We start from the raw sequence: 20,343 nt of genomic DNA, 5'->3' as shown, positions 1-20,343 counted from the left end.
TCGATGGCGCCGATGGCGCCGGTGCTCAGCGCGGCAACCTGGGCGGTGCCCAGCGCGGCCACTTGCGCCGAGGTCAGCGCGACGGCCTGCGCGGTGCTCAGCGCGGCGATGCCGGCGGTGCTCAGCGCGGCGACCGAGGCGGTGGCCAGGGTGTTGACCTGGGTGGTGCTCAGCGCGGCCACCTGGGCCGAGTTCAGCGCGGCGATGGCGGCGACCTTGATCGCCGACAGGTCGGCCGTTTCCAGCGCGGCGATGGCGCCGGTGCTCAGGGCGGCTACCTGCGCGGTGGTCAGCGCGGCGGCCTGGCCGGTGGTCAATGCGACGATCTGGTCGGTGGTCAGAGCCTTGGCCTGCGCGGCGCTCAGGGCGGCGATGGCGTTGGTCGACAGCGCGGCGAAGTCGGCGGTTTCCAGCGCGGCGATGGCGTTGGTGCCCAGGCCGGCCACTTGCGCGGTGCTCAGCACGCTCGCTTGCAGGGTGGTCAGCGCGGCGATCTGCGCGGTGCCCAGCGCGGCGGCGGCGGCGGCGCTCAGGGCGACGATCTGGTTGGTCGACAGCGCGGCGACCTGGCCGGTGGACAGGCCGACCACTTGCGCGGTGCGCAGCGCGGCGATGTCATTGGTGGACAGGCCGGCGATGTCGGCGGTTTCAATCGCGCCCAGCGCCTTGCTGGTCAGCGCGGCGACCTGGCCGGTGCTCATGGCGGCGATGGCGGCCGAAGTCAGCGCGACGGCCTGGTCGGTGCTCAGCGCGGCGATGCTGCCGGTGCTCAGCGCGGCGACGGCGCCGGTCGACAGCGAGTTGACTTGGGCGGTGCTCAGCGCGGCCACCTGGGCGCTGCTCAGCAGGGCGATGGCGGCGGTCTTGATGGCGACCAGGTCGGCCGTTTCCAGCGCGGCGATGGCATTGGTGCTCAGCGCGGCGACCTGGGTCGAGCTCAGTTGCGCGGCCTGGTTGCTGGTCAGCGCCACCACTTGATTGGTGCTCAGCGCCTTGACCTGGCCGGCGCTGATGCCGCCGATGGCCGAGGTGGACAGGGCGGCGATGTCGTTGGTCGACAACAGCGCGAAGCTGGCGGTCTGCAAGGCGCCGATCTGGCTCGAGGTCAGCACGCTCATTTGCAGCGTGGTCAGGTAGGCGGCCTGGGTGGTGGTGATGCCGCCCGCGAGCTGGGCAGTGGTAAAGGCGGGAATCTGGGAAGAAGTGAACGCGGCCAACTGGTCCGAGCTAAACGCCGCGATGTCGGCAGTCGCCAGTGCAATGATCTGGGAAGTGCTCAGCGTGGCTAATTGCGCAGTGGTAAGGTTGGTCGCGAAACTCATTTAATTCTCCTGGAGGTACTTCTTCTGTCAGCTCAGAAAGCAACTCGAACGACCAGCTTGTGCCTGTCGTTCGAGCCCTTGTAGTGGATATATTGCTATTTTAAAAACTTTTTTTGTGATGCCGCCGGGAAAAAACCGGCCCGTACTGTACATAACGACGGAATTTTGACTTTCATTAAGTAAACTTTTTTTCAGCCACTAAATTGCCGTACAGCAGTTGAAAAACATGCTGAAACTGCCCTGCAGCAACAATTCGGCGGAATTTCAGAAGGGCAATTATATCCCAGTAAATTTCCCAAAAGAACTTATTTCAAGATTGTCGCGGCAGCGCAACCTGCCGAAAAGATATGGTTGTTTGAATAAAAAACTTGTCTGGGGCGCTAGCCATTGCGTCATGTTGGATTGCAGAAATGTATCCGCAAGGATATTTTGCATCGCCTGTGTGACAAGCCGATGACCGGTGCATAATCCCACTCTCGCCCCCAACACGGAGACTCGCCGCCATGAACTTACTGTCTAACTTAATGCCCGCAAGCCGTACCCTGTTCGTGCTCAGCCTGAGCAGCGCCCTGTGGCTGGCCGCCGGCCACGCCGGCGCGGCCGGCCAGGCGCCGCTGGCCGCCGCCGCCGTGGCCGACGCCACCCGTCCGGACGCCGACAAGGCGCGCGACGCCGACCGCAAGCCGGCCGAGATGCTGGCCTTCGCCAAGATCCAGCCGGGCCAGGTGGTGGTCGATTATTTCTCCGGCCGCGGCTACTTCACCCGCCTGTTCAGCACGGCGGTCGGCCCGCAGGGCGCGGTGTACGCGATCGCGCCGCAGGTGCTGCTCGACCGCCTGAAGGGCAAGCCGCTGCCGCCGGCCGTGTCGGCCGAGCCGGGCCGCGGCAACGTGCATGAAGCGGTCGGCGCCGCCTCGCTCAACGTGCCGGTCAAGGCCGACGTGGTGTGGACCTCGCAGAATTACCACGACATCCGCATCTGGAGCGGCGCCGCCGGCACGGCCGAGCTGAACAAGGCGGTGTACGCGGCGCTCAAGCCGGGCGGCTACTATATAGTGCTGGACCACGCGGCGCAGCCGGGGCTGGACGAGGCCGGCATGGCCAAGCTGCACCGCATCGACGAGGCGCTGGTCAAGCAGGAGGTGCTGGCGGCCGGCTTCGTGCTCGACGCCGAATCGCAGGCGCTGCGCAATCCCAAGGACGACCGCGCGGCCCAGGTGTTCGAGACCGGCATCCGCGCCCACACCGACCAGTTCATCCTGCGCTTCCGCAAGCCGTAAAATTGGCGACCATGACCCACCCTACCCTGCAACGACTGCTGGGCGCCGGCCTGCTGCTGGCCGCCCAGGCCCTGAGCCCGTCCGCCCACGCCTGCCGCTACACCGAGCTGGCCGCGCTCGACATCAACATCCAGGCCGCGTCCGGCATGCCCTACGTCGAAGGCCAGGTCAACGGCAAGACCGTGCGCATGCTGGTCGACACCGGCTCGGCCCGGACGCTGCTGACCCGCGCCGAGATGGACCGCCAGCAGTTGCCGCTGACGCGCACCCTGAACCGCGTGCGTGGCATGGGCGGCGACACCGCCATGTTCGCGGCCCAGCCGGAGGAAGTGATCATCGGACCGTCGCGGGTGGCCAAGGCCTGGTTCCCGGTGGTCGACGGCTTCGACTATCCCGGCTACGGCGGCATGGTGGGCGCCGACTACCTGCTGCAATCGGACCTGGAAATCGCGCTGGCCGAGCGCAAGCTGAAATTCTTCAAGGAGGAAGGCTGCAGCGCCAAATCGCTGGCCTACTGGGACACCCAGGCGCTGGACGTGCCGCTGGAGCTGAGCGACCAGCACAGCGCCGCCTATGTACAGGTGCAGCTGAACGGCCGCCCGCTGCGGGCGCTGATCGACACCGGCGCCGAGCAGTCGGTGGTCGACCTTGCGACGGCCGCCGCGCTGGGCGTCAGCACCACCTCCCAGGGCGTGAGCGCCGCCGGCGACGGCGTCGGCGTGGCCGGCAAGCCGACCCCGCACTGGCGCGCCGGCTTCGACAGCTTCGCCATCGGCGAGGAAAACATCGGCCACCCGCAGATCCTGCTGGCCGAGATCCCGAACACCCAGCAGTTCGGCATCAAGCACATCGACATGATCCTGGGCCGCGACTTCCTGCGCGCCCACCGCGTGCTGCTGGCCGCCAGCCAGCAGCGCTTCTACTACTCCTACCTGGGCGGTCAGGTGTTCGGCACGCGATAGCGCCAGGCCAGCACGGCGGCGGTGGCCGCCAGCAGCGCCAGCGCCACCATGTTGAGCACCACCACGCCGCCGGCGAAGCGCAGCACCAGGCCGATGCTGACGCCGGCCTTGACCGCAAACTGCCAGCCGCCGGCGAACGGGTAGATGCTGAACAGCTGCAGCGCGTAATACAGCACGCCGCCCCACAGGCCGGTCTTCCAGCGCTTGAGCGACAGCACGGCCGACAGGAAGCCCAGCATGGCCGCGCTGTACAGCAGCGGCAGCGCGTCGGCCGGCTGCGGCTCGCCCAGCAGGCCCAGGCACACGCCCAGCGCCAGCGCGCTGTTCAGCAGCAGCACGCGCGCCACCCACTTCTCGAATTCCCGCATCATCAATATCATCCGCTTATTTATTCCAACACCTGGTTCAGCCAAAGCGCGCCTGGTAATCGCTGGGCACCACGCCCAGCTGGGCGGCAAACGCGCGCCGCAGATTGTACTCGCTGCCGAAGCCGCTCTGGCTGGCGGCGCGCTTGACGCTCATGCCGGGCCGCTCCAGCAGGCCGCAGGCCGCCTCCATCCGCAACCGCAGCAGCAGCTGCGCCGGCGAGATGGCGGCCTCCTGCCGCAGCCGGCGGTGCAGCGTGCGCACCGACAGCGCGAACGCGGCCGCCATCTGCTCGACGTCGATCTGGCGCTTCAGGCGCGGGCGCAGCCAGTCGGTCAGCTGGCCGTGCAAGCCTTGCGGATCGGCCTGCGCCAGCAGCTCGGAGCTGAACTGGCGCTGGCCGCCGGGTCGCTTGAAGAACACCACCAACCGCTTGGCCGTATCGAGCGCGGCGCCGCGCCCCTGGTCTTCCTCGACCAGGCTCAGCGCCAGGTCCATGCCGGCCGCGATGCCGGCCGACGTGTAGAACGGGCCATCCTTGACGTAGATCGCGTCGTCCAGCACCTGCACGTCCGGGTACTGCGCCTGCAACCGGGCGGCGTCCATCCAGTGGGTGACGGCGCTGCGGCCATCCAGCAGGCCGGCCTGCGCCAGCACGAAGGCGCCGGTGCACACCGCGCAGCAACGCCGCACGCCGCCACCGCCGCTGCCCCCCAACGCGGCGCGCTGCACCCAGCGCAGCGTGGCCGGGTCCAGCGCCGCGCTGTCGCCCCGTTCGAGGCCGCGACCGCCGGCCACGACCAGGGTCGAGCCGGCCAGGCTGCGGCCAGAGCGCGGCAGCGGCTCGGTCATCACGCTGACGCCGGCGGTGGACGCCACCAGCCCGCCGCCTGGCGCGATCATGCGGATGCGATACGGTTCGGGCAGGCCGGCGTCGCGCGCCTCGTCGTTCGCGGTGGAGAACACTTGCGCCGGGCCGGTGGCGTCCAGCAGCACGAAGCCGGGATAAACGAGCAGCCAGATGTCGATGGGTTTCATATGGCAGATATTCAACCATGAATGTCATTTGTGTCAACCGCCGTCGAGGCATGATGGACGCTTCTACAGACAGCAAGGAGCCAGCATGACACGCACCATCGGCATCTATGTATTCGACGACGTTGAAGTGCTCGACTTCGCCGGGCCGTACGAAGTATTCACCTGCGCCACGCGCATGGCAGCCAAGCTGGCGCCGGGATCGGCAGCGCCGTTCCGCGTGCGCACCATCGGCCAGCGCAGCGCCATGCTGCGCGCGCGCGCCGGCCTGAGCGTGTTCCCCGAGGCGGACTTCGGCAACGCCGGCCCGATCGACGTGCTGATCGTGCCGGGCGGCGTGGTGACGGCGGAGCAGGACAAGCAGGAGGTGATACGCTGGATCGCCGCCACCGCGCCCGCGTGCGAGCTGGTGGCGTCGGTGTGCACCGGCGCCTTCCTGCTGGCGCAGGCCGGGCTGCTGGACGGCCAGCAAGTGACCACGCACTGGGAAGACATCGCCGACCTGCGCGCCGCCTTCCCGCGCCTGACGGTGGCGGGCGAGCGGCGCTGGATCGACAACGGTCGCATCGTCACCAGCGGCGGCATCTCGGCCGGCATGGACATGTCGCTGCACCTGGTGGCGCGGCTGGCCGGCCACGAACTGGCCGCGCGCACCGCGCTGCAAATGGAATACGACTGGAACGAGGCATGAGAGTGGTGCGCAGCAAGGACTACCGCGCCGGGCGCGCCTGGGGCGCCGACCTGATCGCCGCCATGCAGGACGCCACGGTGCGCCTGCACTGGACCGACCAGCCCTACGGCTGGCACGTCAACGACGGCCAGGAAGTATTCGCCGTGATGGACGGCGAGGTGGACATGCACTACCGCAGCGACGGCGTCGAACAGACGGCGCGGCTGCAGGCGGGCGACATCTTCTTCGTCGACCAAGGCGACGCCCACTCCGCCCATCCGCGCGGCCAGGCCCGCATCCTGGTGATCGAACGCGCCGGCAGCCTCTAACCCGGGGTCAGGTCCCCCATTTGAGCATGAGCTCGGCTGTACTAGCCGAGCTCATGCTCAAATGGGGGACCTGACCCCGGATTGATCACAGTTTCTTGAGCTGCTCTTTGGCGTAAGCGGCGTTGGCGTGGTTGGGCGCCAGCTCCAGGAAGCTGGTGTAGGCCTTCTTGGCCTTGTCGCCGTCGCCCAGGTGCATGCGGGCGTCGCCCAGGTTCAGGTAGGCGATCGCGCGCGAGGTGTCGATCTGCAGCGTGTTCTCGAACCAGCGCGCCGCTTCCGCGTACTTCTCCTGCTTGTAGTAGACGAAGCCCAGGTTGTTGGCCGCCAGCCCGAAATCGGGACGGTACTTCAACGCCTCGGTGAACGCCGCTTCCGCCTGCGCGTACTGCTTCTCCTTGTACAGCTGCAGGCCCTTGTCGTTGGCGCGCTGCGCCAGCTGGCGGCTGGACGCGTCCACCGGCTTGGGCGCGGCGATCTTCTGCTCCTCGCCCTGCAGGTTCTTGACCAGCACCGTGTTGCCGTCGGCCTTCTGGTCGCGGCCCTTATCGAGCTTGCTGTTCAACGCGATCGCGTCCGGCGACAGCTGCGCCGACTGCGCGCTGAGGAACTCCGCCTCCACCGGCAGCTGGAACACGAACTCGCCGCCCTCCGATCCCGGCAGGCTGCCGAAGGCCGGCGTCTGCTGCGACACGCTGGCCACCGCCGGCGCCACATAGGCCGCCAGCTCGGTGGCGGTGATCAAACCGTCGCCGTTCAAATCGGCCTTGCCGTTCAGCGCCTGCAGCAGGGTCCAGGTGAACACCGAGTGGCCGTTCGGGCCGCCGTCGGCCACCATCTGGTCGGCGCCGCCGGCGGTCAACATCTGCCGCCCCATGCGGCGCGCGTTATCGCGCAGGAAGGCGCTGTTGCCGCCGCCGCGTGTCAGGCCCAGGCCGCTGTAGCAGGCGTCCATCACGAACAGCACGTGCTTGGCGTTCAGGCTTTCGGCGATGTTCTGCAGATCCGTCATCGGGATGGCGTCGAAGCTGACCTGCTGCGGGTCCGAATCGACCGGGATGATGTAGCCCAGGTTGCGGCCGGAGCTGAGCTGGCGGGTGGCGCCGTGGCCGGCGAAGAACACGAAGATGCGATCGTCCTTCTTCAGCTGGGCGTCGGCCAGCTTGTCGTGGAACAGCGCCAGGATGTTGTTGCGCGTGGCCTCGCCGTTCGACAGCGTGAACACCCGCTCGCCGGCGAAGCCGAAGCGGTTGACCAGCGTGTCGCGGATCGCCCTGGCGTCCTGCACCGCGTACTGCAGCTTGGGCCATTTCTGGTAGTCGTTGATGCCGATCACCACCGCGTAGCTGTTGGCGTAGCCGGTGCTGACGGCGATCTTCTCCGGCTCCGGCTTGCCACCCTTGCTCACCTTGAATTCGTGGCCGTCCCAGGCCGCGAAGCTGTAGCCGTCGGCGATCAGTTTATCCAGCACCATCGGCAGCGCCTTGACGCTGCGCTCGTGGATGTCGTGGAACAGGATGATGCCGCGCTGCTCCTTGTTCAGGGTGGTCAGCACGCGGTTGGCGATCGAGCTCGGCACCGGGTCGGCCCAGTCCAGCGAATCGATATTCCACATCACCGAGCGCAGTCCCAGCTTGGACAGGATGGCCAGGCCCTCGGCGTTGTGCGCGCCGTACGGGAAGCGGAACAGGTCCGAGCGGCGCGCGTCGGTGGCCTTCAGCAGCAGGTCGGCGTTGGCGATCTCGCCGTACAGCTGCTCGCCCTTTTCCTTCGACAGCAGCGCGTGGCTGAAGCTGTGGTTGCCCACCGTGTGGCCGGCGTCGATCAGGCGGCGGCTCTCGTCGGCGTTCTTGTTCAGCGTTTGCTTGCCCTGCGCATCGAGCTTGCCGAGGTTCTGGCCGACCTGGAAGAACACGCCCGGCACGTTGTACTGCTTGAGGATGGCCGCCACTTCCTCGGTGTAGCTCTTGTGCGGGCCGTCGTCGAAGGTCAGCACCACGGTCTTGGGCGGCAGCGCGTTGCCGAAGATTTCCTTGGCCTGCGTTTCCTGCTCGGCCGACTTGGGCTGCTCCGGATACGGCACGATGACGCCGTAGTCCTTCATGATCTGCTCGCGCGCGTACAGCTTGCGCAGGTGGCTCACGTAGTCGTCCCAGCGTTCGCGCTTGGGCGTGATGGCGCGCGTGTCGAAGCGCGAGAAGATGTCGTTGATCTCCTTGTCGTACTGCTTCTCGATGTCCTCCAGCGCCGCCAGGTCTTCGCTGACGCGCTTGTGCAGCTTGATCGCGGGCAGGGTCTGGTCGGCGGCCGCCAGCTTTTGCAGCGACAGCAGCACTTCGCGGAAGGCCAGGCGGTCGGCGTCGAACAGGTCGCTGGCCGATTCGATATACGACAGCAGCGCATCGTCGGCGGCGTCGCGCTGCGACGGCGGCAGCGCCTGGGTTTGCGCCAGCATGGCCTGCACCTTGGCCAGGCGTTCCAGGTTCTCGTGGAACAGCGACTGCCCGACCTGGCCGGCGGCCTTGCGGTCCGACTCGGACAGCGACTTCTCGTCGGCCAGCAGCACGATGATCTTGCGGTAGGCCGCCAGCATATTGCGCAGCTCCGGCATGATCTCCGGCGTGGCGCCGGCAACCACAGGGGCGGCGGGCGCGCCGGCCGGCTGCTTGCCGCGCAGCGCCAGGTAGGCGCCCGCGCCGGCGACGGCCACCACCACGGCCGCGATGCTCAACTGCTTGATGTATTTCATGTGCGATGTCGATAAAAAGCGAATCCCGCATTCTATGACACATTTGCTAATTGTTCACTTCCCCGCCGGCAGGCGCTTTTGGTTTTCTGGCATGATGTGCGGTCCCCCTCATGCGATCAAGGAAACCACCCGTGTCCCTGCTGCCCACTTCCCGCCGCGCCGTCGCGCTCCTGCTGCTGGCCGCCTGCGCCGCGTCGGCCCGCGCCGACGACACCCTGGCCACCGTCGCCTCGCCCGACCAGAAGATCAGCGTGTCGCTGCAATTGAGCGGCGACGGCCGGCTGGCATACCAGGTGCGGCGCAACGGCAAGCCCTTGATCGCGCCGTCGCGGCTGGGCTTTGTGCTGGCCAACGCGCCGCAGCTGGACGGCGGCTTCACGCTGGCCGGGCAGGCGGTGAGCGAGCATGACGACACCTGGGAGCAGCCGTGGGGCGAGCGCCGCTACGTGCGCAACCACTACCGCGAGCTGCGGCTGGAGCTGGTGCAGAAGGCGCAGCAGAACCGCCGCATGGCGCTGGTGTTCCGCGTGTTCGACGACGGCGTCGGCTTCCGCTACGAGCTGCCGGAGCAGCCGCAGCTGCCGCAGACCCGCATCGCCGACGAGCTGACCGAATTCGTGGTCGCCGCGCCGGCCACCGCGTGGTGGCAGACGGCCGGCGAGATGGCCGCGCTGGAATACCCGATCGCCAAGACGCCGCTGAGCGAAGTGGGCACGGCCAACACGCCGCTGACCATACGCACCAAGGACGGCACGCATATCGCGTTTCATGAAGCGGCGCTGGTCGACTATGCGTCGATGTGGTTGCGCAAGGTCGATGGCCAGAAGCTGCGCGCGCAGCTGACGCCGTCGGCCACCGGCGCGCCGGTCGAGCGCACGGGCGCGTTCACCACGCCGTGGCGCACCATGCAGATCGCCGACAATGCCGCTGGTCTGTATATGTCGGACCTGATCTTGAACCTGAATGAGCCGAACCAGCTGGGCGACGTGTCGTGGGTGCATCCGTCCAAGTTCGTCGGGGTGTGGTGGGAGATGCACCTGGAGCACAGCACCTGGGGCGCGGGCGCGAAGCACGGCGCCACCACGGACAATACCAAGCGCTATATCGACTTCGCCGCCAAACACGGCTTCCGCGGCGTGCTGGTGGAAGGCTGGAACCTGGGCTGGGACGGCAAGTGGTACGGCGATGGTTCGGAGTTCAGCTTCACGCAATCGTATCCCGACTTCGACCTGGCGGCGGCCAGCGCCTACGCCATCGGCAAGGGCGTGCGCCTGATCGGCCACCACGAGACCGGCGGCAACGTCGCGCACTACGAGGAGCAGATGGATGCGGGCTACCAGCTGTACGCTAAGCACGGCGTGGACAGCATCAAGTCCGGCTACGTGACGGATGCCGGCACGGCGCAGTTCCGCAGCGCCGGCGGCGGCACGCACTACGCCTACACCGATTCGCAGGAGGGATCGCGGCACTACCTGAAGGCGGTGACGGAGGCGGCGCGCTACAAGCTGGCGATCGACACGCACGAACCGATCAAGGACACCGGCTTGCGCCGCACCTGGCCGAACTGGATTTCGCGCGAGGGCGCGCGGGGCATGGAGTACAACGCCTGGGGCAATCCGATCAACGGCGTCGATCATGAAGCGAACCTGGTGTTCACCCGCATGCTGAGCGGGCCGATGGACTACACGCCTGGCATCCTGAGCCTGGAGGGCGTGAAGGGCAAGCCGATCAACTCGACGCAGGCCAAGCAGCTGGCCAGCTTCGTGGTGATCTACTCGCCGGTGGTGATGGCGGCGGACCTGATCGAGAACTACGAGAAGTATCCGGGGCCGTTCAAATTCATCAAAGACGTGCCGACCGACTGGGCCGACACGCGCGTGCTGCATGGCGCGGTGGGCGAGTATGCGACCATCGCCCGCAAGGACCGCCATTCGGATAACTGGTACGTCGGTTCGGTGACGGACGGCGCGGCGCGCACCTTGTCGCTGCCGCTGTCCTTCCTCGACGCCGGCAAGCGCTACACCGCCGAGATCTACCGCGACGGCGAGCACGCCGACTACCGCAACAGCCACCGCTTCGATATCGTCATCGAGAAGAAGACCGTCACTTCCAAGACCGTCTTGCAACTCAAACTGGCGCCCGGCGGCGGGCAGGCCATTCGATTGGCGCCGGTCGGCGAGTAGCGCCCTCTATTCGTCCGCGCGGCAGGCAGCGGCGAGCTTCCATGTGCGCTCGCCGGGAAAACGCAACCAGATCGCTCGCCAGGCATTGCGCGTGCCGCAGCCGCTTGCGTTGGCCAGCCGCGATGGCGTGGTCGGGGCGCCGTCGCGGATGATGACTTCGTCCTGCACTTTGGCGTAGGTGCTTTTGCCGCAAAAGGTGGAGCGCAGTTCGGTGCCGTTTGGCAGGAAGAGCTGCTTCCATTGATAGCCTTTGCTGGCGTCATGCACCGCGTTTGGCGTGGCTTCGTGTTCGTCTTCGTGTTCGTCTTCGTGTTCGTCTTCAGGAAGCTCCGGCGTGGCGCCGCTGCGGTCGATCCAGTCTTGAATCAGCTTGCACACCACGGCTTCGGTCTTCGGGCCGAACCAGCCTTCGCGCGTGCGGTCTATCAGGCCTTGGAGTAGGTAGTGCGGTAGATGCAGGGGTATAGGGAGGGACATTTTTTTCTCCGACTCTAAAAGCTCTAAATCGTTAGAGATCGTTCTAATTCGCTAGACTTCGCTCTAATTTTTCTAATTTCGGCTCTAATTTCTCTATTTTTTCTACGCCGGGCCTATTTTTTAGAGCGATCTCTAACGATTTAGTTCAATCTCTACTGAATTAGAGCGTTTAGAGCTTTTAGAGCCCGCCAAAAATACGTCACCCTGTATAGCGATGGCAATAGCGTGAAGATGTGCGCATTTTGAGCCGGCTTAAAATGTTATGCTCAGCGGCAATTAAGTAATTCCCAACATTTTCCGCCGACCACCATGCGCTTTCCAACCTATGCTTTAGCAGCCGGCTTCATCCTTGCCGGCGCAAATGCCTTCGCCGCCAATATCAGCCTGGTGGGCGTCGTGCGCGATCGCGCGCTGATGACGGTGGACGGCGGCGAACCCACCGCCTACGCAATCGGCAGCACCATAGCGCCGGGCTCTCAACTGCTGGCCGTTCACAACGACGGCGCCACCATCACCGAGCATGGCAAGTCGGTGACGATCGCCATGGGCCGCTATCCGGCACAGAACGGAGCGAACCAGTCGCTGGTTTTGCGCGCGGACGCCGTCGGCCAGTTTTACACCAATGGCAGCATCAACGGCATGAGTGCGCGGATGCTGGTCGACACCGGCGCCACCCACATCGCGATGCCCGCGACCGACGCCGCCCGCTTCGGCATCGACTACCGCAAAGGACAGCCCGGCACCACATCGACGGCAAACGGCGTCGCCAACGTCTTCCGGGTGCACATAGAGAGGATGCGCATCGGCGAGCTGGAGCTCCGAAATCTTGAGGCCATCGTCCACGAGAGCGGCTTGCCCATCATTCTGCTGGGCAGCAATTTCCTGGACCAATTCAGCATGCGGCGCGAGCGGCAGGAAATGATATTGACGCCCAGGTAGGACTTGTCTTTTGATTATCTGGACGCATGTACGAACCCGTCCCCTCATCCACAGGTAATCATGAAACGCACACTCGCCGCAATTCTCACCGCCAGCGTATTAATGGCCTTCACCCAACCGTCTTTTGCCGCCACCATCCAAGAGCATCGTGATCAGATTCAGCACGTGGTCGAGACCTTTCGGGATTCGATCATCAAAAAGGATGCCGCAACTTTCATGCAGCTGTTCCTCAAACGGGACATACCGTGGATAGGCGTAGTGAGCGACCAAAGCCTCGCGCGCCACAAAACCCCGAATCCGGGAAAACTACTCCCAAACATCACGCCTAAAGACTACATAGACGCGGTTTCGCAGGACAAGACACCTTTCGAAGAGACATTCGAGAACGTGCGCATCGATACCGATGGCGAGTTGGCGCAGGTATGGTTCGACTACACGTCCTACAATGCCGGCCACAAGCAGGACTGGGGCAAAGAAGCGTGGCAATTGGTCAAAACCAAGGATGGCTGGAAGATCAATTCGGTGATTTTTTCCGTCGAATCCAGTCCGGTGCCGGGACGATAAAAAAGAGGCAAACGATTTAGTCTGTTTCTCGTTTGCCTCTCCAAGTCTTAAGCCGTTTCAGGCTGCTCGCGCCCATACACCAGCCGGTACAGCAGCGGCAGCACCAGCAGCGTCAAGGCGGTGGACGAGAGGATGCCGCCGATGACCACCGTCGCCAGCGGGCGCTGGACTTCGGCGCCGGTGCCGGTGGCGATCGCCATCGGGATGAAACCCAGCGACGCCACCAGCGCCGTCATCAGCACGGGACGCAGGCGGCCCAGCGAACCTTCGCGGATCGCCTGCTCCACCGTGCGCCCTTCCTCGCGCAGGCTGCGGATGAAGGAGATCAGCACCAGCCCATTCAGCACCGCCACGCCCGACAGCGCGATGAAGCCCACCGCCGCCGATATCGACAACGGTATGCCGCGCAAGGCCAACGCCGCGATGCCGCCGGTCAGCGCGAACGGTATGCCGCTGAACACCAGCAGCCCGTCCTTCAAGTTGCCGAACATCGCGAACAGCAGCACGATCACCAGCAGCAGCGCCACCGGCACCACGATCTGCAGGCGCCGCGAGGCCGATTGCAGCTGCTCGAACTGTCCGCCCCAGCTGGTCCAGTAACCGGCCGGGATCTGCACCTGCCGCAGGCGCTCTTCAGCCTCCGCGACAAACGAGCCGATATCCCGCCCGCGCACATTGGCGCTGATGACCACGCGGCGCTTGCCGTCCTCGCGGCTGATCTGGTTCGGCCCCGGCGCGATGGCGAAGGTCGCCACCTCGCCCAGCGGGATGAAGTTGGCCGCAGCGCCGCCGGCGCGCGGCAGCGGCACCGGCAGGCGCCGCATCACATCCAGGTCGCTGCGCAGCGCGTCCGGCAGCCGCACCACGATATCGAAGCGGCGGTCGCCCTCGAACATGGTGCCGGCCTGCTGGCCGCCGATGGCGGTGGCGATGGTCTGCTGCACGTCGCCCACATTCAGGCCGTAGCGCGCGGTCTTGCCGCGGTCGATCTGCACCGTCAGCACCGGCAGGCCGCTGGTCTGCTCGATCTTGACCTCGGTCGCGCCGTCCACCTTGCCCAAGCTGGCGGCGATGCGCGCGGCGGTCTCGCCCAGCACCGCCATGTCGTCGCCGAACAGCTTGACCGCGACGTCGCTGCGCACGCCCGATATCAGCTCGTTGAAGCGCAGCTGGATCGGCTGCGAGAACTCGAAGGCGTTGCCCGGCAGGCGTTCGGCGGCCTGCTGGATCGCCGCCACCAGTTGCGCGTGCGACTTCCTCGGCGCCGGCCACTGCGACTCCGGCTTGAGCATGATGTAGCCGTCCGAGACGTTGGGCGGCATCGGGTCCGAGGCGATTTCCGCCGTGCCGGTGCGGGCGAAGATGCGCTCGATCTCGGGGAACTGCCGCTTCAGCGCCAGCTCCACCTGCTGCTGCATCGCCACCGACTGCGTCAGGCTGGTGCCGGGGATGCGCAGCGCCTGGATCGCGATGTCGCCCTCGTTCAGGCTGGGCACGAACTCGCTGCCCATGCGCGTGGCCAGCAGCACCGACAGCGCCACCGCGATGCCGGCGAACGCCAGCACCACCGGCGTGTTGGCCAGCACGCGCTCCAGCACCGCCGCGTACCAGCCGGTGATGCGGCGGTGCTCCTTCTCGACCACGTTGTCGCCGATGAACAGCGCGACGGCGGCGGGGATGAAGGTGATCGACAACAGCATCGCGCCCGCCAGCGCCATCACCACCGTCAGCGCCATCGGATGGAACATGCGGCCCTCGACGCCGGTCAGCGCGAAGATCGGCAGGTAGACCACCATGATGATCAGCTGTCCGAACAGCAACGGCCTGCGCGCCTCGCGCGCGGCGGCGAACACTTCCGCGTAGCGCTCGGCGCGCGTCAGCACGCGGCCGTGGCGCGCCTGCGCGTGCGCCAGCCGCCGCACGCAGTTCTCGACGATGACCACCGCGCCGTCGACGATGATGCCGAAGTCCAGCGCGCCGAGGCTGAGCAGGTTGGCGCTGACCTTGTACGTCACCATGCCGCTGAAGGTGAACAGCATCGCCAGCGGGATCACCAGCGCCGTGATGAGCGCAGCGCGAATGTTCCCCAAAAAGAGGAACAGCACCACGATCACCAGCACCGCGCCTTCCAGCAGGTTTTTCTTCACCGTGTAGATCGCCTTGTCCACCAGCGTGGTGCGGTCGTACACGGTGACCGCCTGCACCCCGGGCGGCAGGCTGCGGTTGATGTCGACCATCTTGCGGTCGACCGCCTGCGACACCGCGCGGCTGTTCTGGCCGATCAGCATGAAGACGGTGCCCAGCACCACCTCGCGGCCGTTCTCGGTGGCGGCGCCGGTGCGCAGCTCGCGGCCGACGTCGACCTCCGCCACATCGCGCACGCGCACCGGCACGCCGTCGACGTTGCTGAGGATGATGTTGCGGATGTCGTCGAGCGACTGCACCTGTCCCGGCGCGCGCACCAGCAGCTGCTCGCCGCGCCGCTCGATGTAGCCGGCGCTGGCGTTGCCGTTGTTGCGCTCCAGCGCCGTCACCACGTCCTGCAGGGTCAGGCCGTAGGACGCCAGCCGCTGCGGATTGGGCGCCACCTGGTACTCCTTGGCGTAGCCGCCGATGGAATTAATCTCGGTCACGCCGGGCACGTTGCGCAGCTGCGGCTTGATGATCCAGTCCTGGATCTCGCGCAGGTCGGTCGGCGTGTAGGGCGTGCCGTCGGCCTTCTTCGCGCCCGGCCTGGTCTCCACCGTCCACAGGTAGATTTCGCCCAGCCCCGTCGATACCGGGCCCATGGCCGGCGTGACGCCGGCCGGCAGCTGCGCGCGCGCCTCCTGTATCCGCTCGCTGACCATCTGCCGCGCAAAGAAGATGTCGGTGCCGTCCTTGAAGACGACGGTGATCTGCGACAGCCCGTAGCGCGACAGCGAGCGTGTCTGCTCCAGCCTGGGCAGGCCGGACATCAGGGTCTCGATCGGGAAGGTGACGCGCTGCTCGGTCTCGAGCGGCGAGTAGCCGGGCGCCGAGGTGTTGATCTGCACCTGCACGTTGGTGATGTCGGGCACGGCGTCGATCGGCAGCTTCTGGTAGTTGTAGACGCCGAGCGCGGCCATGCCGGCCACCGCCAGCAGGACCAGCCAGCGCTGGGCGATGGCGAATTGGATGATGCGTTCAAACATGGTGTCCCCCGTCTCAGTGCGCATGCTCGGCGCTGTCCTTGCCCAGCTCCGCCTTGAGCACGAAGCTGCCGGCCGCCGCGTACTGCGCGCCGGCCGCCAGGCCCTTGAGGATCTCGGTCCGCTTGCCGTCGCTGCGGCCGGGCAGCACCGGCTGCGCGCGGAAGCCGCCCGCCACCTTGACGAACACCACCGGCTTGTCCTCCACCGTCTGGATGGCGTCGGCCAGCACGGTGACGGCGGCCTCGGAGGCCTGCCCCGACAGCACGTCGACGCTGACGAACAGGCCGGGGCGCCAGGCGCGGTCCGGGTTGGCCAGCGCCACGCGGGCCTTGGCGGTGCGGGTCTGCTCGCCCAGCAGCGAGCCGACGTAGGTGATCTTGCCGCTGGCCTGGGCGTCGAAGGCGGAGGCCTTGACCACCACCGTCTGGCCCACGCGCACCAGCGCCAGGTCCTTGGGCGGCACGGCGATTTCCGCCCACACGCCGGACAGGTCGGAGATGGTGAACACGGCGGCATCCTCCTTCACCGCCTCGCCCAGCGCCAGATGCTTCTCCATCACCACGCCGTCGAACGGCGCCCGCAGTTCCAGCCGGTTCAGCTCCGCGCCGGCCGCCGCGCCCGTGGTTGCCCCCGCGCCGATGGCATTCAGTTTCTGGCGCGCGTTGCGCACCGCGATCTCGGCTTCGCTCAGCGCCTGCTGCGCCTGCAGGTAGTCCTGCTCGGCGGAGATCTTGTCCTGCCACAGGCGGCGTTCGCGCTCGAAGGTGGTGCCGGCCAGCGCCAGCCGCCGCTCGGCCGACAGCAGTTCGCTGCGCTGCTCGGACAGGCCGCTGCTGGCGATCACCGCCAGCACCTGTCCCTGCTTGACGTTCTGCCCCAACTCCGCGCGCACGCTGGTGACCACGCCGGCCAGCTTGGGCACGACGTGGGCGGTGCGGTCCTCGTTGAAGCGGATCTCGCCCGGCAGCGTGATGGCGACGCTGATCTTGGCCGGCGCCGCCACCGCCAGCGCCACGCCGGCGGCCTTGGCCTGGGTATCGTCGAGCGCGATTTTTCCCGGCTCCGTCTCGCGATGCTCGCCGCGTTCCGGCTGCGCCTGCGCGGCGGCCGCCGCCGGGGCTGCGCCGCGCTTGGGCATCAGCATCAGGGCCGCCAGCAGCAGGGCTATGAACGCCATGACGGCGATGGTGATTTTCTGGGTTTTATTCATGATCTTCTCCGAGGATGCGGCCGATGACGGCCAGCGCGCGGTGCGCGTCCGCCAGCGCGTTCAGGTATAAGGTTTGCGCCTGCAGCAAGGTGCGCTGGGCGTCGAGCACGTCGAGAAAGCCGAACTTGCCGTATTCGAAGCCGGTGCTGGCGGCCTCGTAGGCGCTTTGCGCGCCGGGCAGGATGTCGGCGCGCAGGGCTTGAGCCTGCTGGCGGGCGACGTCGAACTCCTCGCGCGCCTGCGCCAGCTCGGCCTCCAGCCGCAGCGCGGTGGCGGCCAGCTCGTCGCGCGCCTGGTCGACGCGGCGTGCCGACTCCAGCACGCCGCCCTGGTTGCGGTCGAACAGCGGCAGCGGCAGCGAGATGCCGAACAGCGCCTGCGTGCGCCCCAGTTCCTGCGAGCGCTTGCCGCCGACGTTGAGCGTCAGGTCCGGCGTGCGCTTGCTGAGCTCTACCTGCGCCAGCGCCTGGCGCCGCGCCAGCTCCGAGCGGGCCAGCGCCAGCGCCGGCGCGCCCTGCAGCCGGCCGCGCATGGCCTCGGCCGGGGCCAGCTCCGGCAGTTGCGACAGCGTCGCGATGGCGCCGTCGACCCGCTCGAAGCGCGGCGCCGGATTGCCCCACAGGGTCGCCAGCCGCTGGCGCGCGCCGGCCAGCAGGCTGCGGGCGCGGATCAGCTCCAGCTGCACGCTCGACGCGGCCACGCGGGCGCGGGTCTGCTCCACCGGCGACACCTTGCCGGCCACCACGCGGCGCGCGGTGGCGCCGGCCGCGCGCTGCGCCAGTTCGGCCGCCTGCTGCGCCAGCCGCAGCTGCTCCTGCGCGGCCAGCACGGCGAACCAGCCGTCGATCACGGCGGCGCGGATCGCGGCCCGGCGCAGCGCCAGTTCGGCCGCGGCGCTGTCGCGGCCACGCTCGGCCGCCTGCACGCGGGCGGCGCGCTTGCCGCCCAGCTCCAGCGGCTGGCTCAGTTGCAAGGTGGTCTCGCGGCGGTCGCTATCACTGCGGCGGGTGTCGAGCCGTTCGACCGACAGCGTGGGATTGGGCAGCAGGCCGGCCTGCTGCACGGCGCCGTCCAGCGCGCCCAGCTCATGGCGGGCGGCGGCCAGTTCGGCGTTGGCGCCGCCGGCCAGGGTCAGCGCGAGCGCGGCCTGCAGCGTCAGCGGCGCGGACGGCTCGATTTCGGCCTGCGCATAGGCGGGCCATGCCGCTACGACGAGCGGCAACAGATACTTGACCATCGAATTCTCCAGACAATAGGAACAGGAATTCGACGAGACTCAGGCGTCTAAGAAAGGGGGCGAGGGCCTCGTCGCGCTAGGCGACGAGCAGCCAATTGGGCCGCGCGGGCCGGTCGGAGATGTGGGACAGGTATTGCGACGGCAAAGGCGGCGCGTGGCCGCCCGGCGCGACCGCCGGCACCGGCGCGACGCCGCCCGGCAGCGAGGCCTGCACCGCGTGGTGGCACACCTCGCAGTCGCTGTGGACCTTGGCCGGTTTGCCCTGGTCGGCGCCGTCGTCGGACTGCGCCTGGTGCTGATGGCCATGGTGGCCGAAATGCGTGACCTTGGCCGGCTCATGCTGGCAATAGACGGCCGCCATCGACCAGGCGTACTGGATGGGCAGGATGGTCAGCAGCAGAATGAGCAGAATTTTTTTCACGCCGCTATTGTAGCTTGAATTTACAATAAGGCTTCCCGGTCACCGAATAGGCGCAGCGCATGAACCCAGACGAGCAGCCCGCGACATCGCAAGGCGATTTCTTCAACTCGCTCAACGACAAGGTCGACGCCCACGGCGCGCTGGTCGACCGCTTCCACGTCGACCTGCAAACCCTGTCCAAGCAGATCGCCGGCTGCGACAAGCTGGTGCGCATGGCGCATATCAGCCTCAACCAGATCGACGCCCGCATCGCCGAGGCGGTGCGGATCGAAACCCAGGCCGCGGTCCAGCTGGAGGCCACCGGGCGCGAGGCGGCGCGCGCCGCCAGCGAGGCGGCCAACGCCGCCGTGGCCGGCCTGATCGGCCAGATGCAGGCCGCCACCCGCGAGGCCGCGCAGGTCAGCGGCGCGCTGCACCGCGCGCGCGGCCAGACCGGCCTGTGGCTGGCCGCCTACGTGGCCGGCACCCTGGCGATGTGCCTGCTGTCGGCCTGGATCGCCTACCAGGTGCACCCGGACACGCCGCTGCCGCCGGAGCTGGCCGGGTACGCCGAACAGGGCAGGAAGCACGCGGCGCTGCTGGACAAGGCCAGCGACAAGGAGCTCAAGCTGATCAAGGAAATCCAGGCGCGCCGCGCCAGGCCGAAATAGGCCGGCCCGGTTGCCACTTCGGTTGCCGCCTCAGTTGCCGCCTCAGTTGCCGGCCAGCCCGTACTTGCGCTGGATACGCGCCAAGGTGCCGTCGGCGCGCATGGCCTCGTGCGCGGCGCGCCATTTGCGCGCCTCGTCCTCGCTGAAGTCCAGCGAGCCGCCCAGCCAGACGTCGCCGCTGCGGAACACCGGGCTGAAATCGAAGTCGGCCTCGCGGTGGCCGTCCAGGCTGGCGGCGTGGCGGTGGATGTCCTCGCCGCCGTAGGTGGCGTCGGCCACGCCCTTGCTGACCATGCGCATGCATTCCCTGACGCTGGCGCATTCGGCCACCGCGCCGAAGTTCAGCGCCTGCAACACCTGCTTGTGCGGCGAGCCGCGCAGCACCGCGATCGGCCGCCGCCGCGCCGGCCCCGCCGGATCGCGCAGCTCGCGCGGGTCGATGCTGCCGTGGCGCGCCACAAACACGAAGTTCTGCTGGCGCAGCCGCACCAGCCAGCGGAACTGGTGCTCGCGCTCGGCCGTGCGGGTCAGCGGCAGCACCGCGGTGTGCGGCAGCACGCCGGTCATCACCACCGCCCGCTGCCACGGGTAGAACTCCACCGTGGCCGGCGTGCCGACGCGGCGCGCCAGCTCCTGCACGATTTCCACCAGCGAACCGGGGCTGTCGCCGCCGGCCGCGATCGCATACGGCGGCAGGTCGGCCGCCACCAGCCGCAGCGGCTCCGGCGCCTCGGCGCGCGCCGGCGCCAGCGCCAGGGGCAGCAACGCCAGCGCCAGCG

General features: G+C 67.5%; 17 protein-coding genes and 1 pseudogene. 8 read left to right on the top strand and 10 right to left on the bottom strand.

Features of this window, described 5'->3' with window-relative positions:
• Window positions 1-1,322: pseudogene (locus V6M89_RS29890) on the bottom strand (heme utilization protein); the annotation flags it as partial.
• A gap of 503 nt (window positions 1,323-1,825) precedes the next feature.
• On the opposite strand from V6M89_RS29890, the gene V6M89_RS29885 reads away from it, so the two are divergent.
• Together V6M89_RS29885 and V6M89_RS29880 are read left to right on the top strand one after the other, a co-directional pair.
• On the top strand, window positions 1,826-2,602 hold the full coding sequence (locus V6M89_RS29885; protein WP_332856631.1) for a class I SAM-dependent methyltransferase: 777 nt from the start codon (window positions 1,826-1,828) through the stop codon (window positions 2,600-2,602).
• Between the two features lie 11 nt (window positions 2,603-2,613).
• Window positions 2,614-3,564, top strand: coding sequence for a retroviral-like aspartic protease family protein (locus V6M89_RS29880; protein ID WP_332856630.1), 951 nt, complete (start codon window positions 2,614-2,616; stop codon window positions 3,562-3,564).
• Here V6M89_RS29880 and V6M89_RS29875 read toward each other — a convergent pair.
• Together V6M89_RS29875 and V6M89_RS29870 are read right to left on the bottom strand one after the other, a co-directional pair.
• Entirely contained in the window at window positions 3,543-3,935 is a 393-nt protein-coding gene (locus tag V6M89_RS29875; RefSeq protein WP_332856629.1) for a hypothetical protein, read from the bottom strand. The genes V6M89_RS29880 and V6M89_RS29875 overlap by 22 nt on opposite strands.
• A 34-nt stretch (window positions 3,936-3,969) precedes the next feature.
• Complete coding sequence (locus tag V6M89_RS29870; RefSeq protein WP_332856628.1) at window positions 3,970-4,968, bottom strand: GlxA family transcriptional regulator; 999 nt, start codon at window positions 4,966-4,968, stop codon at window positions 3,970-3,972.
• Window positions 4,969-5,053: 85 nt separating this feature from the next.
• Here V6M89_RS29870 and V6M89_RS29865 point away from each other — a divergent pair, with 85 nt between their 5' ends.
• Both V6M89_RS29865 and V6M89_RS29860 read left to right on the top strand, forming a co-directional pair.
• Entirely contained in the window at window positions 5,054-5,656 is a 603-nt protein-coding gene (locus V6M89_RS29865) for a DJ-1/PfpI family protein (RefSeq protein WP_332856627.1), read from the top strand.
• Window positions 5,653-5,964, top strand: coding sequence for a cupin domain-containing protein (locus V6M89_RS29860; RefSeq protein WP_332856626.1), 312 nt, complete (start codon window positions 5,653-5,655; stop codon window positions 5,962-5,964). Before V6M89_RS29865 ends, V6M89_RS29860 begins: the two co-directional genes overlap by 4 nt.
• An 85-nt stretch (window positions 5,965-6,049) precedes the next feature.
• On the opposite strand, the gene V6M89_RS29855 is transcribed toward V6M89_RS29860, so the two are convergent.
• Window positions 6,050-8,710, bottom strand: coding sequence for a polysaccharide deacetylase family protein (locus tag V6M89_RS29855; RefSeq protein ID WP_332856625.1), 2,661 nt, complete (start codon window positions 8,708-8,710; stop codon window positions 6,050-6,052).
• 131 nt (window positions 8,711-8,841) lie between these two features.
• On the opposite strand from V6M89_RS29855, the gene V6M89_RS29850 reads away from it, so the two are divergent.
• Complete coding sequence (locus V6M89_RS29850) at window positions 8,842-10,893, top strand: glycoside hydrolase family 97 protein (RefSeq protein WP_332856624.1); 2,052 nt, start codon at window positions 8,842-8,844, stop codon at window positions 10,891-10,893.
• Between the two features lie 6 nt (window positions 10,894-10,899).
• On the opposite strand, the gene V6M89_RS29845 is transcribed toward V6M89_RS29850, so the two are convergent.
• Complete coding sequence (locus V6M89_RS29845; protein WP_332856623.1) at window positions 10,900-11,370, bottom strand: hypothetical protein; 471 nt, start codon at window positions 11,368-11,370, stop codon at window positions 10,900-10,902.
• A 309-nt stretch (window positions 11,371-11,679) separates the two neighbouring features.
• On the opposite strand from V6M89_RS29845, the gene V6M89_RS29840 reads away from it, so the two are divergent.
• Window positions 11,680-12,309 (top strand): retropepsin-like aspartic protease family protein, encoded by a 630-nt coding sequence (locus V6M89_RS29840; protein WP_332856622.1) that lies wholly within the window; start codon window positions 11,680-11,682, stop codon window positions 12,307-12,309.
• A 60-nt stretch (window positions 12,310-12,369) separates the two neighbouring features.
• Entirely contained in the window at window positions 12,370-12,873 is a 504-nt protein-coding gene (locus V6M89_RS29835) for a hypothetical protein (protein WP_332856621.1), read from the top strand.
• 47 nt (window positions 12,874-12,920) lie between these two features.
• On the opposite strand, the gene V6M89_RS29830 is transcribed toward V6M89_RS29835, so the two are convergent.
• The 4 genes from V6M89_RS29830 to V6M89_RS29815 all read right to left on the bottom strand — a co-directional run bounded on the left by V6M89_RS29830 (window position 12,921) and on the right by V6M89_RS29815 (window position 18,914).
• Window positions 12,921-16,046 (bottom strand): CusA/CzcA family heavy metal efflux RND transporter, encoded by a 3,126-nt coding sequence (locus tag V6M89_RS29830; protein ID WP_332856620.1) that lies wholly within the window; start codon window positions 16,044-16,046, stop codon window positions 12,921-12,923.
• Window positions 16,047-16,059: 13 nt separating this feature from the next.
• Window positions 16,060-17,256 carry an efflux RND transporter periplasmic adaptor subunit gene (locus tag V6M89_RS29825; protein WP_332856619.1) on the bottom strand — a complete coding sequence of 399 codons (1,197 nt, stop codon included), beginning with the start codon at window positions 17,254-17,256 and terminating at the stop codon, window positions 16,060-16,062.
• Window positions 17,249-18,493: a TolC family protein gene (locus V6M89_RS29820; protein WP_332856618.1), complete on the bottom strand. Its 1,245-nt coding sequence runs from the start codon at window positions 18,491-18,493 to the stop codon at window positions 17,249-17,251. Before V6M89_RS29820 ends, V6M89_RS29825 begins: the two co-directional genes overlap by 8 nt.
• A 76-nt stretch (window positions 18,494-18,569) precedes the next feature.
• The gene (locus V6M89_RS29815) at window positions 18,570-18,914 is read right to left on the bottom strand and encodes a hypothetical protein (RefSeq protein ID WP_332856617.1); all 345 of its coding nucleotides are present in this window, start codon (window positions 18,912-18,914) and stop codon (window positions 18,570-18,572) included.
• A 59-nt stretch (window positions 18,915-18,973) separates the two neighbouring features.
• On the opposite strand from V6M89_RS29815, the gene V6M89_RS29810 reads away from it, so the two are divergent.
• Window positions 18,974-19,564 (top strand): hypothetical protein, encoded by a 591-nt coding sequence (locus V6M89_RS29810; RefSeq protein ID WP_332856616.1) that lies wholly within the window; start codon window positions 18,974-18,976, stop codon window positions 19,562-19,564.
• Window positions 19,565-19,606: 42 nt separating this feature from the next.
• On the opposite strand, the gene V6M89_RS29805 is transcribed toward V6M89_RS29810, so the two are convergent.
• Window positions 19,607-20,343: substrate-binding periplasmic protein (locus V6M89_RS29805; protein WP_332856615.1), on the bottom strand; the 737-nt coding region annotated here is incomplete at its 5' end.

The organism is Duganella sp. S19_KUP01_CR8 (genome assembly GCF_036688705.1).
Lineage (GTDB): Bacteria > Pseudomonadota > Gammaproteobacteria > Burkholderiales > Burkholderiaceae_D > Rugamonas.
This window is presented reverse-complemented; position numbering and strand designations above follow the sequence as displayed.